Here is a 14,353-nt window from a genome sequence, read left to right as displayed (position 1 = left end):
TCCGCGGGAGAGAAGGGGTCAACCCGCCTTCTTCGCACCCACAAAAGCAATAGCGGCCAGGATCACGCTGGCGATCACATTCCAGCCGGCCATCGACAGGCCGAGGATGCGCAGTGCTGCTTCCGTGCAGGACGGGCCTTTGATGGTATTCAGCTGGCCAAGCAGGTCGCCGGCATTCTGCGTGACGCTGCTGGCCGTCGTCGAGCAGGTGGTCGGGCCTTCCCAGAAGTGCCATTCGACGCCGGCGTGATAGACGCCGATGCCGCCGCCGACAACCATCATCAGGCCGGCGATGATCAGCAGCCCGCGGGTGATCCAGGAGGGCAGGCCGGCGACTGCCGTCAGCACGGCGATGATGGCGACGGGGATGCCGTAGTAATAGGGCTGGCGCTGGTCGAGGCAGAGCGCGCAGGGGATATAACCGCCGATATATTGGAAGCCGAGCGCCGAGCCGATGACGACGATCATGCCGATCGTCAGCAGGACGCCATAGCCGAGGCCGGCGCGGGAGGAAGGCAAAGTCGTGGACATGCGTTGGGGGCTCCTTGGATCAGCTCGCCAGGGCAAAATGGAAGATGCCGTAGAGGGCGATGAGAACGGCGGCGGCTGCCATGGTGATCTGGCCCAGGCGCTTCTCGATGAAATGGCGGATGGATTCGCCATAGCGGCGAAGCAGGAAGGCCAGGAGAAAGAAGCGCCCGCCGCGCGCGACGATGGCGGAGATGATGAACAGGCCGAGATCGATATGGGCGACGCCGGAGAGGATGGTCACCACCTTGATCGGCGGCAGATGCGCCAGACCCGATGTGACCAGCAGCAGGAGCACCCATTCATAGGTGATGCCGGAGCTCATCTGGTTGAAGGCATCGAGTTTGCCGTAGAATTCAAGGATCGGCTTGGCGATGGTCTCGAAGGCATAATAGCCGAGCGCCCAGCCGGCAATGCCGCCCAGCACGGAGGCAACTGTCGCCGTCAGCGCGTAGCGCCAGGCACGCTCTGGTTTCGCCAGCGACATCGGCAGGAAAAGCACATCGGCCGGAACGAGAAAGATGGAGCTCTCGACGAAGGCAATAACGGCCAACCAGATTTCCGCCGATTTGCGGCCGGCGAGCGACATGGTCCAGTCGTACAGTCTACGAAGCATAAGGCCCCCTTTTTGCTGCGTTGCAAACCTTTAGGGGGCAGGATTATGGCTGTAAATGGTCGGGGAGGGACGGAAGCGGCGGAAAGGCAAAATTTTTCGTGATGGGGTGGGGAGAACATGAAGTACTTGCAGCAGTTTTTGAGGTCTGCTGAAGGAAGGCACATCAAATGATAGTGGTTTTGGTGCCCCATGCCGGAGTCGAACCAGCACTTCTTTCGAAACTCGATTTTGAGTCGAGCGCGTCTACCAATTCCGCCAATGGGGCAACGGGGTACTGACGAGGCGGCTGTCTAGCATGTGACCGGCGGGGCGCGCAAGCCGGGTGCGGCAGATATTGCGAGTGTTTCCGCAGGTTGCGGTTTGGCCCATGGCGTGGGTGGACGCCATGGGCTTTTGCCGTTTGAGGCTCAGTGCGCCATGGCCGGGCCTTTGCTGGTGGAGCCGGACTTTTGCAGCGTGATCGCCAAGATCGCGGCGAGCAGGCAGAAGGCGCCGGCGACGAAGAAGGCGGGCAGGTAGGTGTTCAGTTCCGTGCGGGTCAGGCCGGCGCCATAGGCGGCGGTGGCGGCACCCAGCTGATGGCCGGCGAAGACCCAGCCGAAGACGAGGCCGGCCTTTTCGCGGCCAAAACGGTCGGCGGCGATCTTGACGGTCGGCGGTACGGTGGCGATCCAGTCGAGGCCGTAGAAGACGGCGAAGATGGACAGGCCGTAGAAGGTGAAATCGCTGAAGGGCAGGTAGACCAGCGACAGGCCGCGCAGGCCGTAATACCAGAAGAGCAGCCAGCGATTGTCGAAGCGGTCGGAGAGCCAGCCGGAGCCGATCGTGCCGAAGAAATCGAAGATGCCCATGACGGCAAGCACGCTGGCAGCTGCGACCGGCACGATGCCGAAATCGCCGCACAGGGTGACGAAATGCGTCTGGATCAGGCCGTTGGTCGACAGGCCGCAGATGAAGAAGGTGGCGAACAGGATCCAGAAGGTCGAGGTGGTGGAGACTTCCCGCAGGATCGCGATCGGCGAGGCGAGTGCTGCCTTCAGGTTCCTGGTCGCCGTCGGCGGCGGCGTGATGTGGATTTCGCCGACCAGCGGCAGGTTGACGTCCGAGGGGCGGTCGCGCATCAGGAGCAGCACGACGAGGGCGGCAACGACGATCATGCCGCAGACGAAGAGCACGGTGGTGCGCCAGCCATAGCGCGTCGTCAGCTCCGCCATCAGCGGCAAGAAGACGAGTTGCCCCGTGGCCGAGCTGGCCGAGAGCATGCCGATGACGAGGCCGCGATGCTTGGTGAACCAGCGCGTCGATACGGTTGCCGCCAGTACCATGGCGGTGAGGCCGGTGCCGAAGCCGATGATGATGCCCCAGCAGAGCAGCAGCTGCCAGACCTGCGTCATATAAAGCGAGCCAATGAAGCCGACGCATATGGTGCCCAGCGCGAAGACGATGACTTTGCGCACGCCGAAATGGTTCATGAAGGCGGCGGCAAAGGGACCCATGAGGCCGAACAGCACGAGGCGGACGGCAAGCGCGGACGAAATCGAGGAAGTGCTCCAGCCGAACTCGTCCTCCAGCGGCTTGATGAGCACGCCGGGCGCGCCCATGGCACCGGCGGTGACCAGCATGGTGAGGAAGGTGGCGGCGACGACGACCCATCCATAATGGATGTTGCGCCGGGCGAGCGTCGAGGCAAGGGCAGTGGAAACCATGAGCTGCGTTCCAATCAGGTTGGGTATCGTGTCGCCAGGCCGGACTTGCGAAAACACCGGATCGCGGACAGTCGGGGGTACCGTACCACGTCTAGCGCTCTGCCGTTCTTCCGGCTTGAACGTTTGTGCAAAGGCATTTACATGATTGCTATCATATTTGTTGCGTATTGATGATGGTCATCATATAAATTGTCAATACAGATTTATTGATGCTCTGATGGAGTTTATTGATGAGAGTGAGCCGGGAGAAATTCGCCGAGAATCGCGAGAAGATCCTTGCCGTGGCAGGCGAGCTCTTTCGCGAGAAGGGTTTCGACGGCATCGGCGTCGCCGAGATCATGAAGGCGGCGGGGCTGACGCATGGCGGCTTTTACGGCCATTTCGACTCGAAGGACGAGCTTGCCTGCGAGGCGAGCAAAGCGCTGGTGGCCCGCTCGCTGGAGCGCTGGAAGGAAGTAGCGTCAAGCTCGCCCGACCAGCCGCTGGAAGCGCTGCTCGCCCATTATCTCTCGCACCGCAACGTGGTGGAACATGCGACCGGCTGCGTCTTCGCGGCGCTGACGCAGGAGGTCAGCCGACACGGCCCCGAAATGCAATCCACCTTCACCGGCGGCCTGATGGGGCTGGTCGAGGTGCTGGAAGAGATCGTTCCCGGCGAAACGCCGGAGGAGCGCCGTCGCAAGGCGTTTGCCAGCCTTTCAGCCATGGTCGGCGCAGTCATCCTGGCACGCGCGATGGACAGTTCCGAATTGTCGCAGGAATTCCTGTCGGCGACCCGGCAGGAGCTGTCGCCGCCGCCTGGTGAAAGCAACGGCTAAGCTTGCCTAATCGCGGAAGGCGAGCAGCCCGTTCGCCTCGACGACCTCCCTGAACTTGCCGTCGGACGCGACCGCCAGCAGCTCGGTGCGCAGAGCCGCCTCGAAATCGGCTGCCTTGTCGCCCAGCGCCTGCGGCGAAGTCGACGACATCGAGAAGATGCGGCCGACGATCTCTTCGATATCCCTGGTGTATTCCGAGATGATGCCGATCCGTTCGAGGTTGCGGAAAGGCGAGGTGAGCAGCATGGCTTCATGCGGCGCCCATTCCTTGCTCCGGCGCATCTGCCGCTCCGCGCTGCGCTCGGGCGAATAGGTTTCCATCAGCGGCTCGAGGATACCGCGCCAGTTCGGCTCCGCCAGAATGCCCTTATCGTGGAAGAGCACGACGGCGCCGCCCGGCTCAATCAGCTTGTCGAGCGCTTCCAACGTTGCGGGCCTGTCCATCCAGTGGAACGAGCGGCCCATGACACAGAGGTGCAGCCTGCCGATATCGGGGCCGAGATCGTAGGAGGACCCTTGGCGGATGCTGATATCAATGCCGGCTGCCTTCGCGCCGAGCGCGGCTTCGGCGAGCATTTCCGGCTCCGGATCCATGGCGGTGACGGCGGCACCCTGCAGCCGCGCGAAGGCGATGCCGAGCTGGCCGGGGCCGCAGCCGAGATCCAGTACATGATCGCCGGGCTTGAGGCCGCTGCGCTCCACGACGCGGGTAATCAGCCTGTCCGGATAGGGGATACGATAGCGCAGGTAATAGGCCGCGGTCGATTGAAAGCGCCGTGCTTCGAAGGGGACTGTGATCATGGGCTGTCATCCTCGGGTAGGGAATCATGACCTGTTAAGCCTCAACTGTGACCCGTTCGTGAAGTCACTTTTGCGCGATTTACCGTAGGGTCAATCGGCTTCAGAGGATGTGAGTGCCCCCTCACTTCCTTCTCCCCTCGGGGAGAAGGTGCCGCCAGGCGGATGAGGGGGCCTGCCGAGAGCAGGAAGTCCATGAATTCAGGTCGGCCAGCCCGTCCCCTCATCCGACCCTTCGGGCCACCTTCTCCCCGCTGAGGAGAAGGAGTTGCGCGGCAACCACTTCATTCATATGCGGATTGCTCTGCCGGAAGAGAGTTGAGGGACCAGGCAGACAGCTAGCCGCAATATCACCAGCCCAACCTAGCCAGCTTCAAAATCCCCGATCACTTAAACCCAGCAACCCCGTGCGGAACATAAGGGCTCTCCAGCGCCTCGACTTCCTCCGGCGTCAATTTGACCTCCAGGGAGGCGACGGCATCCGTGATGTGGCCGGGCTTGGAGGCGCCGATGATCGGGGCGGTGACGGCGCTCTTTTGCAGGATCCAGGCGGTTGCGACCTGCGCGCGCGGGATACCGCGGGCCTTGGCGACGGTGCCGACGGCATCGACGATCTTGCGGTCGGCTTCGAGCGCCTGGGTGTAGAGCGTCTTACCGAATTCATCCGACTGAGTGCGGGCCGTCGCCTCGTCCCAATCGCGCGTCAGGCGGCCGCGGGCGAGCGGGCTCCAGGGGATGACGGCGATCTTCTGGTCCTCGCAGAAGGGCAGCATCTCGCGCTCTTCCTCGCGGTAGAGCAGGTTCAGGTGGTCCTGCATGCTGACGAACTCCGTCCAGCCGTTGAGGCGCGAGGTGTAGATCGCCTTGGCGAATTGCCAGGCATACATGGAGGAGGCGCCGATATAGCGGGCCTTGCCGGCCTTAACGACATCATGAAGCGCTTCCAGCGTTTCCTCGATCGGCGTCGTATAGTCCCAGCGATGGATCTGGTAGAGATCGACATAGTCGGTGCCGAGGCGGCGCAGGCTGTTGTCGATCTCGTCGAAGATCGCCTTGCGCGACAGGCCGGCGCCATTCGGGCCGGGGCGCATGCGGTTGAAGACCTTGGTGGCAAGCACGATATCGTCACGCTTGGCGAAATCCTTGATGGCGCGGCCGACGATCTCTTCCGAGGAACCATTGGAGTAGGTGTTGGCTGTGTCGAGGAAGTTGATGCCGGCCTCGATCGCCTGGCGCAGCAGCGGCCGGCTGTCCTCCTCCTTCAGCGACCAGGCATGCGTGCCCTTGTTGGGGTCGCCATAGGTCATGCAACCCAGGCAGATGCGTGAGACTTCAAGACCGGTCCTGCCGAGCTTTACGTATTCCATCGCTATTCTCCGTCCATTCGATTATTCGGGGCAATGAGGACCACCGCCGGAAGAGCGGTGGAATATGTGCGTCGCGAAAGCAAATCGGCGGGTAAGATCGTCGCCGGACGACGCATCAGTTCGTGAAGAGCTTCGAAGTATTCTTCAATAAATAAGGCAATTCGCCCGGCAGAGAAGATGGCAACCTCAAATGTTTCCTTGAACCCCAAGGGCGACAGGTGTTAGCTGCACCGCACCATTTTCTGGAACTGCGCATGAAATTGCCCCCGCGTGATACTTATGAAGCCCTCTATCGCGACTTTCGTTGGGAGATTCCGGCGAAATTCAACATGGGGCATACTGTTTGCGATGCCTGGGCCGAACGCAAGCCCGACCGGATCTGCCTTCAGCATTTCAATCCGGACGGCAATCACTTTTCCATGAGCTACGGTGAGTTGAGCGATCGTTCCGCCTCTTTCGCCAATGCGCTTGTCGCGCTTGGGGTTGGGGCGGGAGATCGGGTGGCGCTGCTGCTGCCGCAGGGTTTCGAGACCGTCGTGGCGCATGTGGCGATCTACAAGATGGGCGCCATCGCCCTGCCGCTGGCCTTGCTGTTCGGCGCCGAGGCACTGGAATACCGGCTGCAGGCAGCCGGGGCGTCGGCCATCGTCACCAACCGGTTCGGCCTCGAGCGGCTGCGCCCGATCAGGGACCGGCTGTCCGAACTGACGCAGGTGATCAGCATCGATGGCGCCGAAGAGGGCGTTTCCGGCTTTGCCGATCTGGTGGCGGCACATCCGCCGCTGTTCGAGGTCGCCGATACCGGCCCGGACGATCCGGCCCTGATGATCTTCACGTCAGGCACGACCGGCCCGCCCAAGGGTGCGCTGCATGGCCATCGTGTGCTACCGGGGCATATTCCAGGCATGCAATTCGCCCATGAAGGCTTTCCGCAAGCTGGCGACCGGCTATGGACGCCGTCGGACTGGGCCTGGGCCGGCGGTCTCCTGAATGCGCTGTTGCCGAGCCTGATGCTTGGCGTTCCCGTCGTTTCCTCGCCGGCACAGAAATTCGATCCGCACATGGCCTTCCGCATCATGGCCGAGATGGAGGTGCGCAATGCCTTCATTCCGCCGACGGCGCTGCGCCTGCTGAAGTCGGTCGACAATCCGCGGGCGCATTACGATCTCAAGCTGCGTACCATCGGTTCGGCCGGCGAAGCGCTTGGCCGCGAAACCTTCGAATGGGCGCGGTCCGCGCTTGGCGTGAGCGTCAACGAATTCTTCGGTCAGACGGAATGCAATTTCGTGCTCTCTTCCAGCGAAGCCTTCGGCGTCAGCCGTGCTGGCGCGACGGGCAAACCAGTACCCGGCCATCGTGTCGCAATCGTCGATGCCGATGGTATCGAGGTTCCCGTGGGCGAGACGGGACAAATCGCGATCAAGCGGCCTGATCCGGTGATGTTCCTCGGCTACTGGCAGAACGAGGCGGCGACGGAGGCGAAATTCGCCAATGACTGGCTGCTGACCGGCGATATCGGCCGGCAGGATGCGGATGGCTATATTTCCTTCGTCGGGCGCGATGACGATGTCATCACCTCGTCCGGCTATCGCATCGGCCCGAGCGAGATCGAGGATTGCCTCGGCGGCCATCCTGCCGTGCAGCTTGCCGCGGCTGTGGGAAAGCCGGATGCGGTCAGGACGGAAATTGTCAAGGCCTATGTCGTTCTCGTGCCCGGCCACGAGCCAAGCGAGGCGCTCGCGGCCGAAATCCGCAAGTGGGTGAAGACCCGGCTTTCCATGCACGAATATCCGCGTGAGATCGAATTCGTCGACGCTCTGCCGCTGACGACCTCTGGCAAGGTGATCCGCCGCCTGCTGCGCGAGCGGGCGATTGCCGAGGCGCCATCTTCAAAAAACTAGAACGCGCGGCGTTCTAGCGTTTCGTAAGCGACAGGATCTTTTCGCGCAGCAGCTTCGCCATGTTGCGGGTGCTGCGATACATGTGCAACTGCGTGGTCACCTGGCGGACGTCGCGGTCGCCATTCGGCGTCAGGCCGATGATGAGCGTGCCCATCTCCTCGCGTTCGTGCCAGAAACGGCTCATGATCGGATGATCCGGCACCGCGCAGGAATCGGAGCGGACAACGTTGGCGTCATCGAGATGCCATTCCGTCAGCTCGCCCATCAAGAGCTTGCCCGGCGAATAACGGGCATAGGCCTCGTCGAATGCCGTCTTCCACGTATAGGCTTCGCCGCCCATGATCAGCACGATCATCGAGGCGACAGCCTTACCATTGAGATCGATGGTGTGGATGCGCACCGCGTCGATGGCTGCAAGATTAGAAATTGCCTCACGGGCGAAGGCGGCATGGTGGCGATCGGTGACCAGCGCCGAGCGCTTCTTGCCCTTCCAGCCGCTTGCTTCCAGCGCCAGGAATTCTTCCATGCGCCCGTGAATATCGCGGGGCTGGCGCGCGACGCTGTAGGTGACTTCGCCCAGGCTTTCCAGCAGCCGCCACTGCCGGCGCATTTCTCGCAAGTGCGCGTTGGAAATCGTCCGCTTGAGATAGGTAAGCGCGTCGTCATTGCTCTGGAGCATCGGACGCTGGAATGGGTTGGCGACGGCGATCGGCAGGTTCCGGCCGATGGCGATGACCTTGGCCATTTGGACGAAGTGACCGTTGAGACGAACATCCGGCAATACGAGCGTGCTCGGCAGATGCAGCTCCGGCCGGGAGAGCGCCTCGAGGAGGTTGTCAAGCGTTTCGCCAGCATCCTCGGCGTCGAGCAAGGGTGTGCCGAGTGGGCCAAACGAGTTCGACCAGACCCGGATAATGGACGGCCCTATTGCAAAGCCCGGCTTGTCGACGGTGAAGGGCATCAGCAGGCGGATGCGGCTGCGCGTGCTGCTGTTGTCGCGCATCAGTGCCAGCCGCACCTGCCGATCCTCAAGGCGAGGCATGGCGGGCGCGAGGAAGCGGCCGGAGAAGAAAACGTTCGGCTCCATGGCACGGTTGGAGAGAAAGTCCAGCTCATCCTGCAGCTCATAGCCGAGCTTGCCGGGATAGAGGCAGAATTCGCGGCCGACACGACCGATCTCGACGCGAGCCTCGGCCTTCGGTGCTTCGAAATGCAGTGCTGCGAGTGTATGCGTCAGGGCGTTCACTTGGCTGTCGGTGGTTTCGGTATAGGGTGGACGTGCCATGATCAGAGGGCCCTCGTTGCCGGTGGCGCTGCAGAACGCCGGATAAGGGCGAATAGGGTGATACCGAGCGCACGGCGCACGGCGATATGCAGGAGCAGGGCTTCGATCGCCATGGCGACCGCTCCGGCAATCGCCGCTCCTTCGATGCCGAGATGCGGGATGAGCGCAACGTTCAGGCCGACATTGGCAATGAGCGCCACAGCATAGAGATAGACGCAAAGCATCTGCTTGTCCGCCATGGTCAGGAGCACTTCGGCAGGGCCGACGAGCGCTCTTGCGAGAATGCCGGCAAGCAGGAGCGCCATCACGATTTGGCCCTCGGTGAAGGCGGCGCCGAACAGCGACAGCAAGAGCTGCCCTGCCGCCAGCACCACGAGACCGAGGGCAAGCGCCGGAAAGAAGGACCAGCGTGTCGCCTCCGTGGCAAAGGCTGCGAGCTTGCTTCGGTCACCTTCCGCAAGGATGGCGGCAAAGCGCGGCCCGATGGCTGCCCTGACGGCGAAGGAGACGAAGAGCACCAGCGCCATCGTCTTGGCGGCGGCGAAATAGACGGCGACTTCATCTGGATCGAGGAAGATGCCGACGACGATGACGTCGGAATTGGTGAGCAGGTAACCCACGCCTTCGACCAGGAAGATCGGCAGTGCCACGGCCGTCCAGGCGTTGAATTCGATGGCTTTCGGACCGCTTGGGTAATGGCGGCGCAGACGGAACGTCACTGCGAGATATTGCAGCAGGACACTGGCGAAGGCGCCGGCGAGTGCCGCCGCCATGGCGGTGACGGCATCGCGTGGCGCGCCGGCAAGGATCGCAGCCACCATGAAGAGCAGGATCAGCGTCGGGCGGATGAGAAAGGTCGGGCTGAGCGCCATGATCGGCCAGTGCTTGGCGCGGGCCGTACCGTCCAGAACGTCTCCGAGCGCGATCATCGGCACGGCAACCAGACCGAGGAAAACCGGCATGACGTAATAGTGTTCGACCATGCCGCGGAAGGCAAAGAGCAGCAGCGCGCCGATCAGTGCTAGAGTGCCCGAGACGGCGACCACAAACAGGCGTGCCGTGGCGTTCAAGCCACGAATGGCATCATGATTGCCGCCGGCGTCATATTGCGGCAGGAAGCGGATGATGGCGGTCGGGAAGCCGAGGCAGGCGAGATTGCCGAACAGGATCATCAACACCCAGACGAAGACGAAGATGCCGTATTCGAACCGTCCCATCAGGCGGGCCAGGATGATCTGCGAGAGAAATGCGAGGGCGGCGCCCGCAACGCGGATTGTGAAGGCGATCAGCGCCATGCGCTGCGAGACTGCCTTTTCGTCCCGGCCGGTTAGTAGAGCGGCGACTTTGCGCAGATACGGCGATAGCGCGGCCCGCAATGCGGACGGCAACATTCTTTCCGCTGTTTGAAAGACTGCCATGATCGATACGCAATACTTTAAGTATGATCCCAAACTCGCGTTAGTCTTGGCAGAGGAGAGTTAAGAATCGGTTCTTGCGGCATGTAAAAGTGGCTTTACCGAAGTGGAGAGTTGCTTATCAGTCAAGGCGGAAAGCAACCATAAGATGCAATTGGCCCTCGGGTTGCCGCGCCATGTCGTTCGGCAGGAAACGGGTGGCGGAGGTTTGGTCGACATGTAGAATCCAGGGTCTATCGGAGGAGGATCTCATGCTCACACTTTACGATTATTTGCCGTCGCAGAATGGCTGGAAGGCCAGAGTTCTGTTCGGATTGCTTGATATCCCCTATCAGACCCGCCTGGTGTCCATCTTCGAGGGCGAGGGGCGCACCGACGCCTTTTTCGATCTCAATCCGGCAGGGGGCATTCCCGTTCTCGAACTGGAGGATGGGCGAACGATTGCGGAATCGAACGCTATTCTCACCTATGTTGCTGAAGGCACGCGGTTTCTTCCAGTGGATCGCTATCGACATGCCAAGGTCATGCAATGGCTGTTCTTCGAGCAATATCATGTCGAGCCGATCATCGGTACGCTGCGCTTCTGGACGCTGACGGGGCGCTTGGAATCCAATGCCGTCATAGCAGAAGCCAAGCGCTCGGCTGGTCTTCGTTCGCTTGCAGCGCTCGAGCGCGGGCTGAAGAATACGCCGTTCCTTGTTGGCGACGAGTTTTCGATCGCGGATATCGCGGTTTACGCCTACGCGCATAGAGCGGCGGATTGCGGCTTTGATCTTGCCGATTATCCCGCGTTCACAGCTTGGCTCGGCCGTGTGCTTGACGTCATCGGACCAGGCTATCCGGTCCATCTTTATAGTGAGGATCCGCATTCCGCTGTCTGAATGCGCTAGGCCTGCCTGTCGCCTGTCGACCAACGGTGAGATCTGGATCAGTACAAACAAAAATGCCACCCGAAGGCGGCATTTTTGTTCATGGCTATGGGTTTGCTTCAGACCACTTCGCTGCTTTCGAAGGCGCCGTGGCAATGCTTGTACTTCTTGCCGGAGCCGCAGGGGCAGGCCTCGTTGCGGCCGACGCGGCCCCAGGTCGCCGGATTGCGCGGATCGCGATTTTCCGGGGCCACAACGCTCTCACTTGCAAGTGTGAACGGTGAGAATTCGTCCTCGCCCGTCGTCGCGTCGATGTGGCGGGCCTGCATCGGCGGCGTCTCCGGCTCGGCTGGCTGCTGCACCAGTTCGACGCGCGAAAGCTGCGCGGTCACGGCCTGGCGAAGATTGTTCAACAACGCCTGGAACAGTTCGAAGGCTTCCGCCTTGTATTCCTGCAGCGGATCGCGCTGGGCGTAGCCGCGGAAACCGATGACCGAGCGCAGATGATCAAGGTTGACGATGTGCTCACGCCAGAGATTGTCCAGCGTCTGCAGCACGATGGAGCGCTCGACATAGGTCATGATCTCAGGGCCGAAGCGTTCAGCCTTTTCGGCCGCAGCCTTTTCGGCAGCTTCCGTCAGGCGCGCACGGATGTCGTCTTCGCCGATGCCTTCCTCCTTGACCCAGTCATGAATGGGCAGGTCGAGATCGAAGAAGTTGGCGACAGCCGTCTTCAGGCCGTCGGCATCCCACTGTTCGGCATAGGCGCGCTCTGGAATATGTCTGGCGACGAGATCTTCGATGACGTCGTGGCGCATATCACCGACGAATTCGGAGAGGTCCTTCGATTCCATCAGTTCGACGCGCTGGTCGAAGATGACCTTGCGCTGATCATTCAATACGTCGTCATACTTCAGAACGTTCTTGCGGATGTCGAAGTTGCGGGCCTCGACCTTCTTCTGGGCGCGTTCAACCGCCTTGTTGATCCAGGGGTGGACGATCGCTTCGCCTTCTTTGAGGCCGAGCTTCTGCAGCATGCCATCCATGCGGTCGGAACCGAAGATGCGCATCAGGTCGTCCTGGAGCGACAGGTAGAATTTCGAGCGGCCCGGGTCGCCCTGGCGGCCGGAACGGCCACGCAGCTGGTTGTCGATACGGCGGCTTTCATGGCGTTCGGAGGCGATGACGTAGAGGCCGCCGGCAGCGATCGATTTCTGCTTGAGTTCCTTGATCTCTTCGGCAATGCGGGCAATGGCCGCGTCGCGCTCCGGACCGGGTTCCATTTCGTGCAGGTCTCGCTCGACCCGCATTTCGAGGTTGCCGCCGAGCTGGATGTCGGTGCCACGGCCGGCCATGTTGGTGGCGATCGTCACCGCGCCCGGAACGCCGGCCTGAGCGACGATGTAGGCTTCCTGCTCGTGGTAGCGCGCGTTCAGAACCTGAAAGTTGCTGAAGCCCCGCTTGCGCATGAGATCGGCGAGAAGTTCGGACTTCTCAATTGAGGTCGTACCGACCAGCACGGGCTGGCCGCGCTTGTGCGCATCGAGGATCTCGTTGATGATGGCGTTATATTTCTCGGCGTGCGTGCGATAGACCTCGTCGTCCTCATCGATACGCTGGATCGGCAGGTTGGTCGGCACTTCGATCACGTCGAGACCGTAGATGTTGCCGAATTCCTCCGCTTCCGTCGATGCCGTACCGGTCATGCCGGCGAGCTTTTCGTACATGCGGAAATAGTTCTGGAAGGTGATCTGCGCCAGCGTCTGGTTTTCCGGCTGGATCTGCACATGTTCCTTGGCTTCCAGCGCCTGATGCTGGCCGTCCGAATAACGCCGGCCCGGCATCATGCGGCCGGTGAATTCGTCGATGATGACGACTTCACCGTTGCGGACGATATAGTCCTTGTCGCGCTGGAACAGCTTGTGCGCCTTGAGCGCGTTGTTGATGTGGTGGACGATCGCGACATTCTCTACGTCGTAGAGCGATTCACCCTTCAAGAGGCCGGCTTCGCGGAGCATGTTTTCCAGCTTCTCGGTGCCTTCTTCGGAGAAGTTGGCCGAGCGCTGTTTTTCATCGATTTCATAGTCTTCCTTCGCCAGGCGGGGAATGAAGGCGTCGATGGTGATATAAAGATCGGAGCGGTCGTCGAGCGGACCGGAGATGATCAGCGGCGTGCGCGCTTCGTCGACGAGAATCGAGTCCACTTCGTCGACGATCGCGAAACTATGGCCGCGCTGGACCATCTGGGCGCGCTCATATTTCATGTTATCGCGCAGATAGTCGAAGCCGAGCTCGTTGTTGGTGGCGTAGGTAATGTCGCAGGCATAGGCGTCATGGCGCTGTTCATCCGACAGGCCATGGACGATGACGCCCGTCGTCAGGCCGAGGAAGCTGTAGAGGCGGCCCATGGTGCCGCTGTCGCGCTGCGCCAGGTAATCGTTGACGGTAACGACATGCACGCCCTTGCCGGCCAGCGCGTTCAGATAGACCGGCAGGGTTGCAACCAGGGTCTTACCTTCACCGGTCTTCATTTCGGCGATGGCATTGGAATGAAGGATCATGCCGCCGATCAACTGCACGTCAAAGGGTCGCATGCCAAGAACGCGGCGCGATGCTTCGCGGGCGACCGCGAAGGCGGGCACAAGGATATCGTCCAGCGTCTTGCCTTCCGCGAGCTGCTGGCGGAACTCAACCGTCTTGGCGGCCAGAGCTTCATCGGACAGCGCACGCATCTCCGGTTCGAGCGCATTGATTGCAGCTACTTTCGGCTGGAACGATTTGACCCGGCGGTCGTTGGACGAGCCGAACAACTTGCGGGCAATTCCACCTAGGCTGACCATGTGACTGGTCCTTTCTGAGATTTCATCCTGCCGTTTCCTGCTTTATCCCTTCCCGAAAAAAACGGGAGTATAGCACAAAACGGCCGGAAACTGTTCTGGACGCGAGGTTGCGTGACAGATAAGAGGGGGGTCGATTGATGTCAACGGGATTTGGCCGATACAGAAAGGCCACATTCTCCTGCTGAAGGCTTTTTCACGCCGGATTCACAT

Annotated in this window: 11 protein-coding genes and 1 tRNA gene; 3 read left to right on the top strand and 9 right to left on the bottom strand. The window is 61.3% G+C overall.

Translation table 11 applies throughout. The annotated features are described in order from the left end of the window. Positions 1-18: 18 nt before the first annotated feature. The 4 genes from PH558_RS19160 to PH558_RS19145 form a co-directional block, all read right to left on the bottom strand. Entirely contained in the window at positions 19-531 is a 513-nt protein-coding gene (locus tag PH558_RS19160; protein ID WP_095435985.1) for a disulfide bond formation protein B, read from the bottom strand. A 19-nt stretch (positions 532-550) separates the two neighbouring features. Further along, positions 551-1,144 carry a YqaA family protein gene (locus PH558_RS19155; RefSeq protein ID WP_095435984.1) on the bottom strand — a complete coding sequence of 198 codons (594 nt, stop codon included), beginning with the start codon at positions 1,142-1,144 and terminating at the stop codon, positions 551-553. 180 nt (positions 1,145-1,324) lie between these two features. Next, positions 1,325-1,409 (bottom strand) — tRNA-Leu (locus PH558_RS19150). 142 nt (positions 1,410-1,551) lie between these two features. Further along, positions 1,552-2,850, bottom strand: coding sequence for an MFS transporter (locus PH558_RS19145; protein WP_095435983.1), 1,299 nt, complete (start codon positions 2,848-2,850; stop codon positions 1,552-1,554). A 230-nt stretch (positions 2,851-3,080) separates the two neighbouring features. On the opposite strand from PH558_RS19145, the gene PH558_RS19140 reads away from it, so the two are divergent. After that, a complete protein-coding gene (locus PH558_RS19140) occupies positions 3,081-3,668 on the top strand; it encodes a TetR/AcrR family transcriptional regulator (protein ID WP_285206062.1) in 588 nt (195 codons plus the stop codon). 6 nt (positions 3,669-3,674) lie between these two features. On the opposite strand, the gene PH558_RS19135 is transcribed toward PH558_RS19140, so the two are convergent. Both PH558_RS19135 and PH558_RS19130 read right to left on the bottom strand, forming a co-directional pair. After that, positions 3,675-4,469, bottom strand: coding sequence for a class I SAM-dependent methyltransferase (locus tag PH558_RS19135; RefSeq protein WP_285206061.1), 795 nt, complete (start codon positions 4,467-4,469; stop codon positions 3,675-3,677). A 383-nt stretch (positions 4,470-4,852) separates the two neighbouring features. Further along, positions 4,853-5,833, bottom strand: a complete 981-nt coding sequence (locus tag PH558_RS19130) for an aldo/keto reductase (protein WP_095435980.1) — start codon at positions 5,831-5,833, stop codon at positions 4,853-4,855. Between the two features lie 254 nt (positions 5,834-6,087). Here PH558_RS19130 and PH558_RS19125 point away from each other — a divergent pair, with 254 nt between their 5' ends. Next, a complete protein-coding gene (locus tag PH558_RS19125; RefSeq protein WP_285206060.1) occupies positions 6,088-7,734 on the top strand; it encodes an AMP-binding protein in 1,647 nt (548 codons plus the stop codon). Positions 7,735-7,747: 13 nt separating this feature from the next. On the opposite strand, the gene PH558_RS19120 is transcribed toward PH558_RS19125, so the two are convergent. Both PH558_RS19120 and PH558_RS19115 read right to left on the bottom strand, forming a co-directional pair. Next, on the bottom strand, positions 7,748-9,019 hold the full coding sequence (locus tag PH558_RS19120) for a GNAT family N-acetyltransferase (protein WP_095435977.1): 1,272 nt from the start codon (positions 9,017-9,019) through the stop codon (positions 7,748-7,750). 2 nt (positions 9,020-9,021) lie between these two features. Beyond that, on the bottom strand, positions 9,022-10,437 hold the full coding sequence (locus PH558_RS19115) for a lipopolysaccharide biosynthesis protein (protein WP_285206059.1): 1,416 nt from the start codon (positions 10,435-10,437) through the stop codon (positions 9,022-9,024). Positions 10,438-10,685: 248 nt separating this feature from the next. Here PH558_RS19115 and PH558_RS19110 point away from each other — a divergent pair, with 248 nt between their 5' ends. Beyond that, positions 10,686-11,315 (top strand): glutathione S-transferase family protein, encoded by a 630-nt coding sequence (locus PH558_RS19110; RefSeq protein ID WP_285206058.1) that lies wholly within the window; start codon positions 10,686-10,688, stop codon positions 11,313-11,315. Positions 11,316-11,422: 107 nt separating this feature from the next. Here the strand turns inward: PH558_RS19110 and secA are convergent, their stop codons facing one another. After that, positions 11,423-14,143: a preprotein translocase subunit SecA gene (secA, locus tag PH558_RS19105; RefSeq protein ID WP_285206057.1), complete on the bottom strand. Its 2,721-nt coding sequence runs from the start codon at positions 14,141-14,143 to the stop codon at positions 11,423-11,425. Between the last annotated feature and the right edge of the window lie 210 nt (positions 14,144-14,353).

It is taken from the genome of Rhizobium pantanalense (assembly GCF_030182525.1).
Classification (GTDB): domain Bacteria; phylum Pseudomonadota; class Alphaproteobacteria; order Rhizobiales; family Rhizobiaceae; genus Rhizobium.
This window is presented reverse-complemented; position numbering and strand designations above follow the sequence as displayed.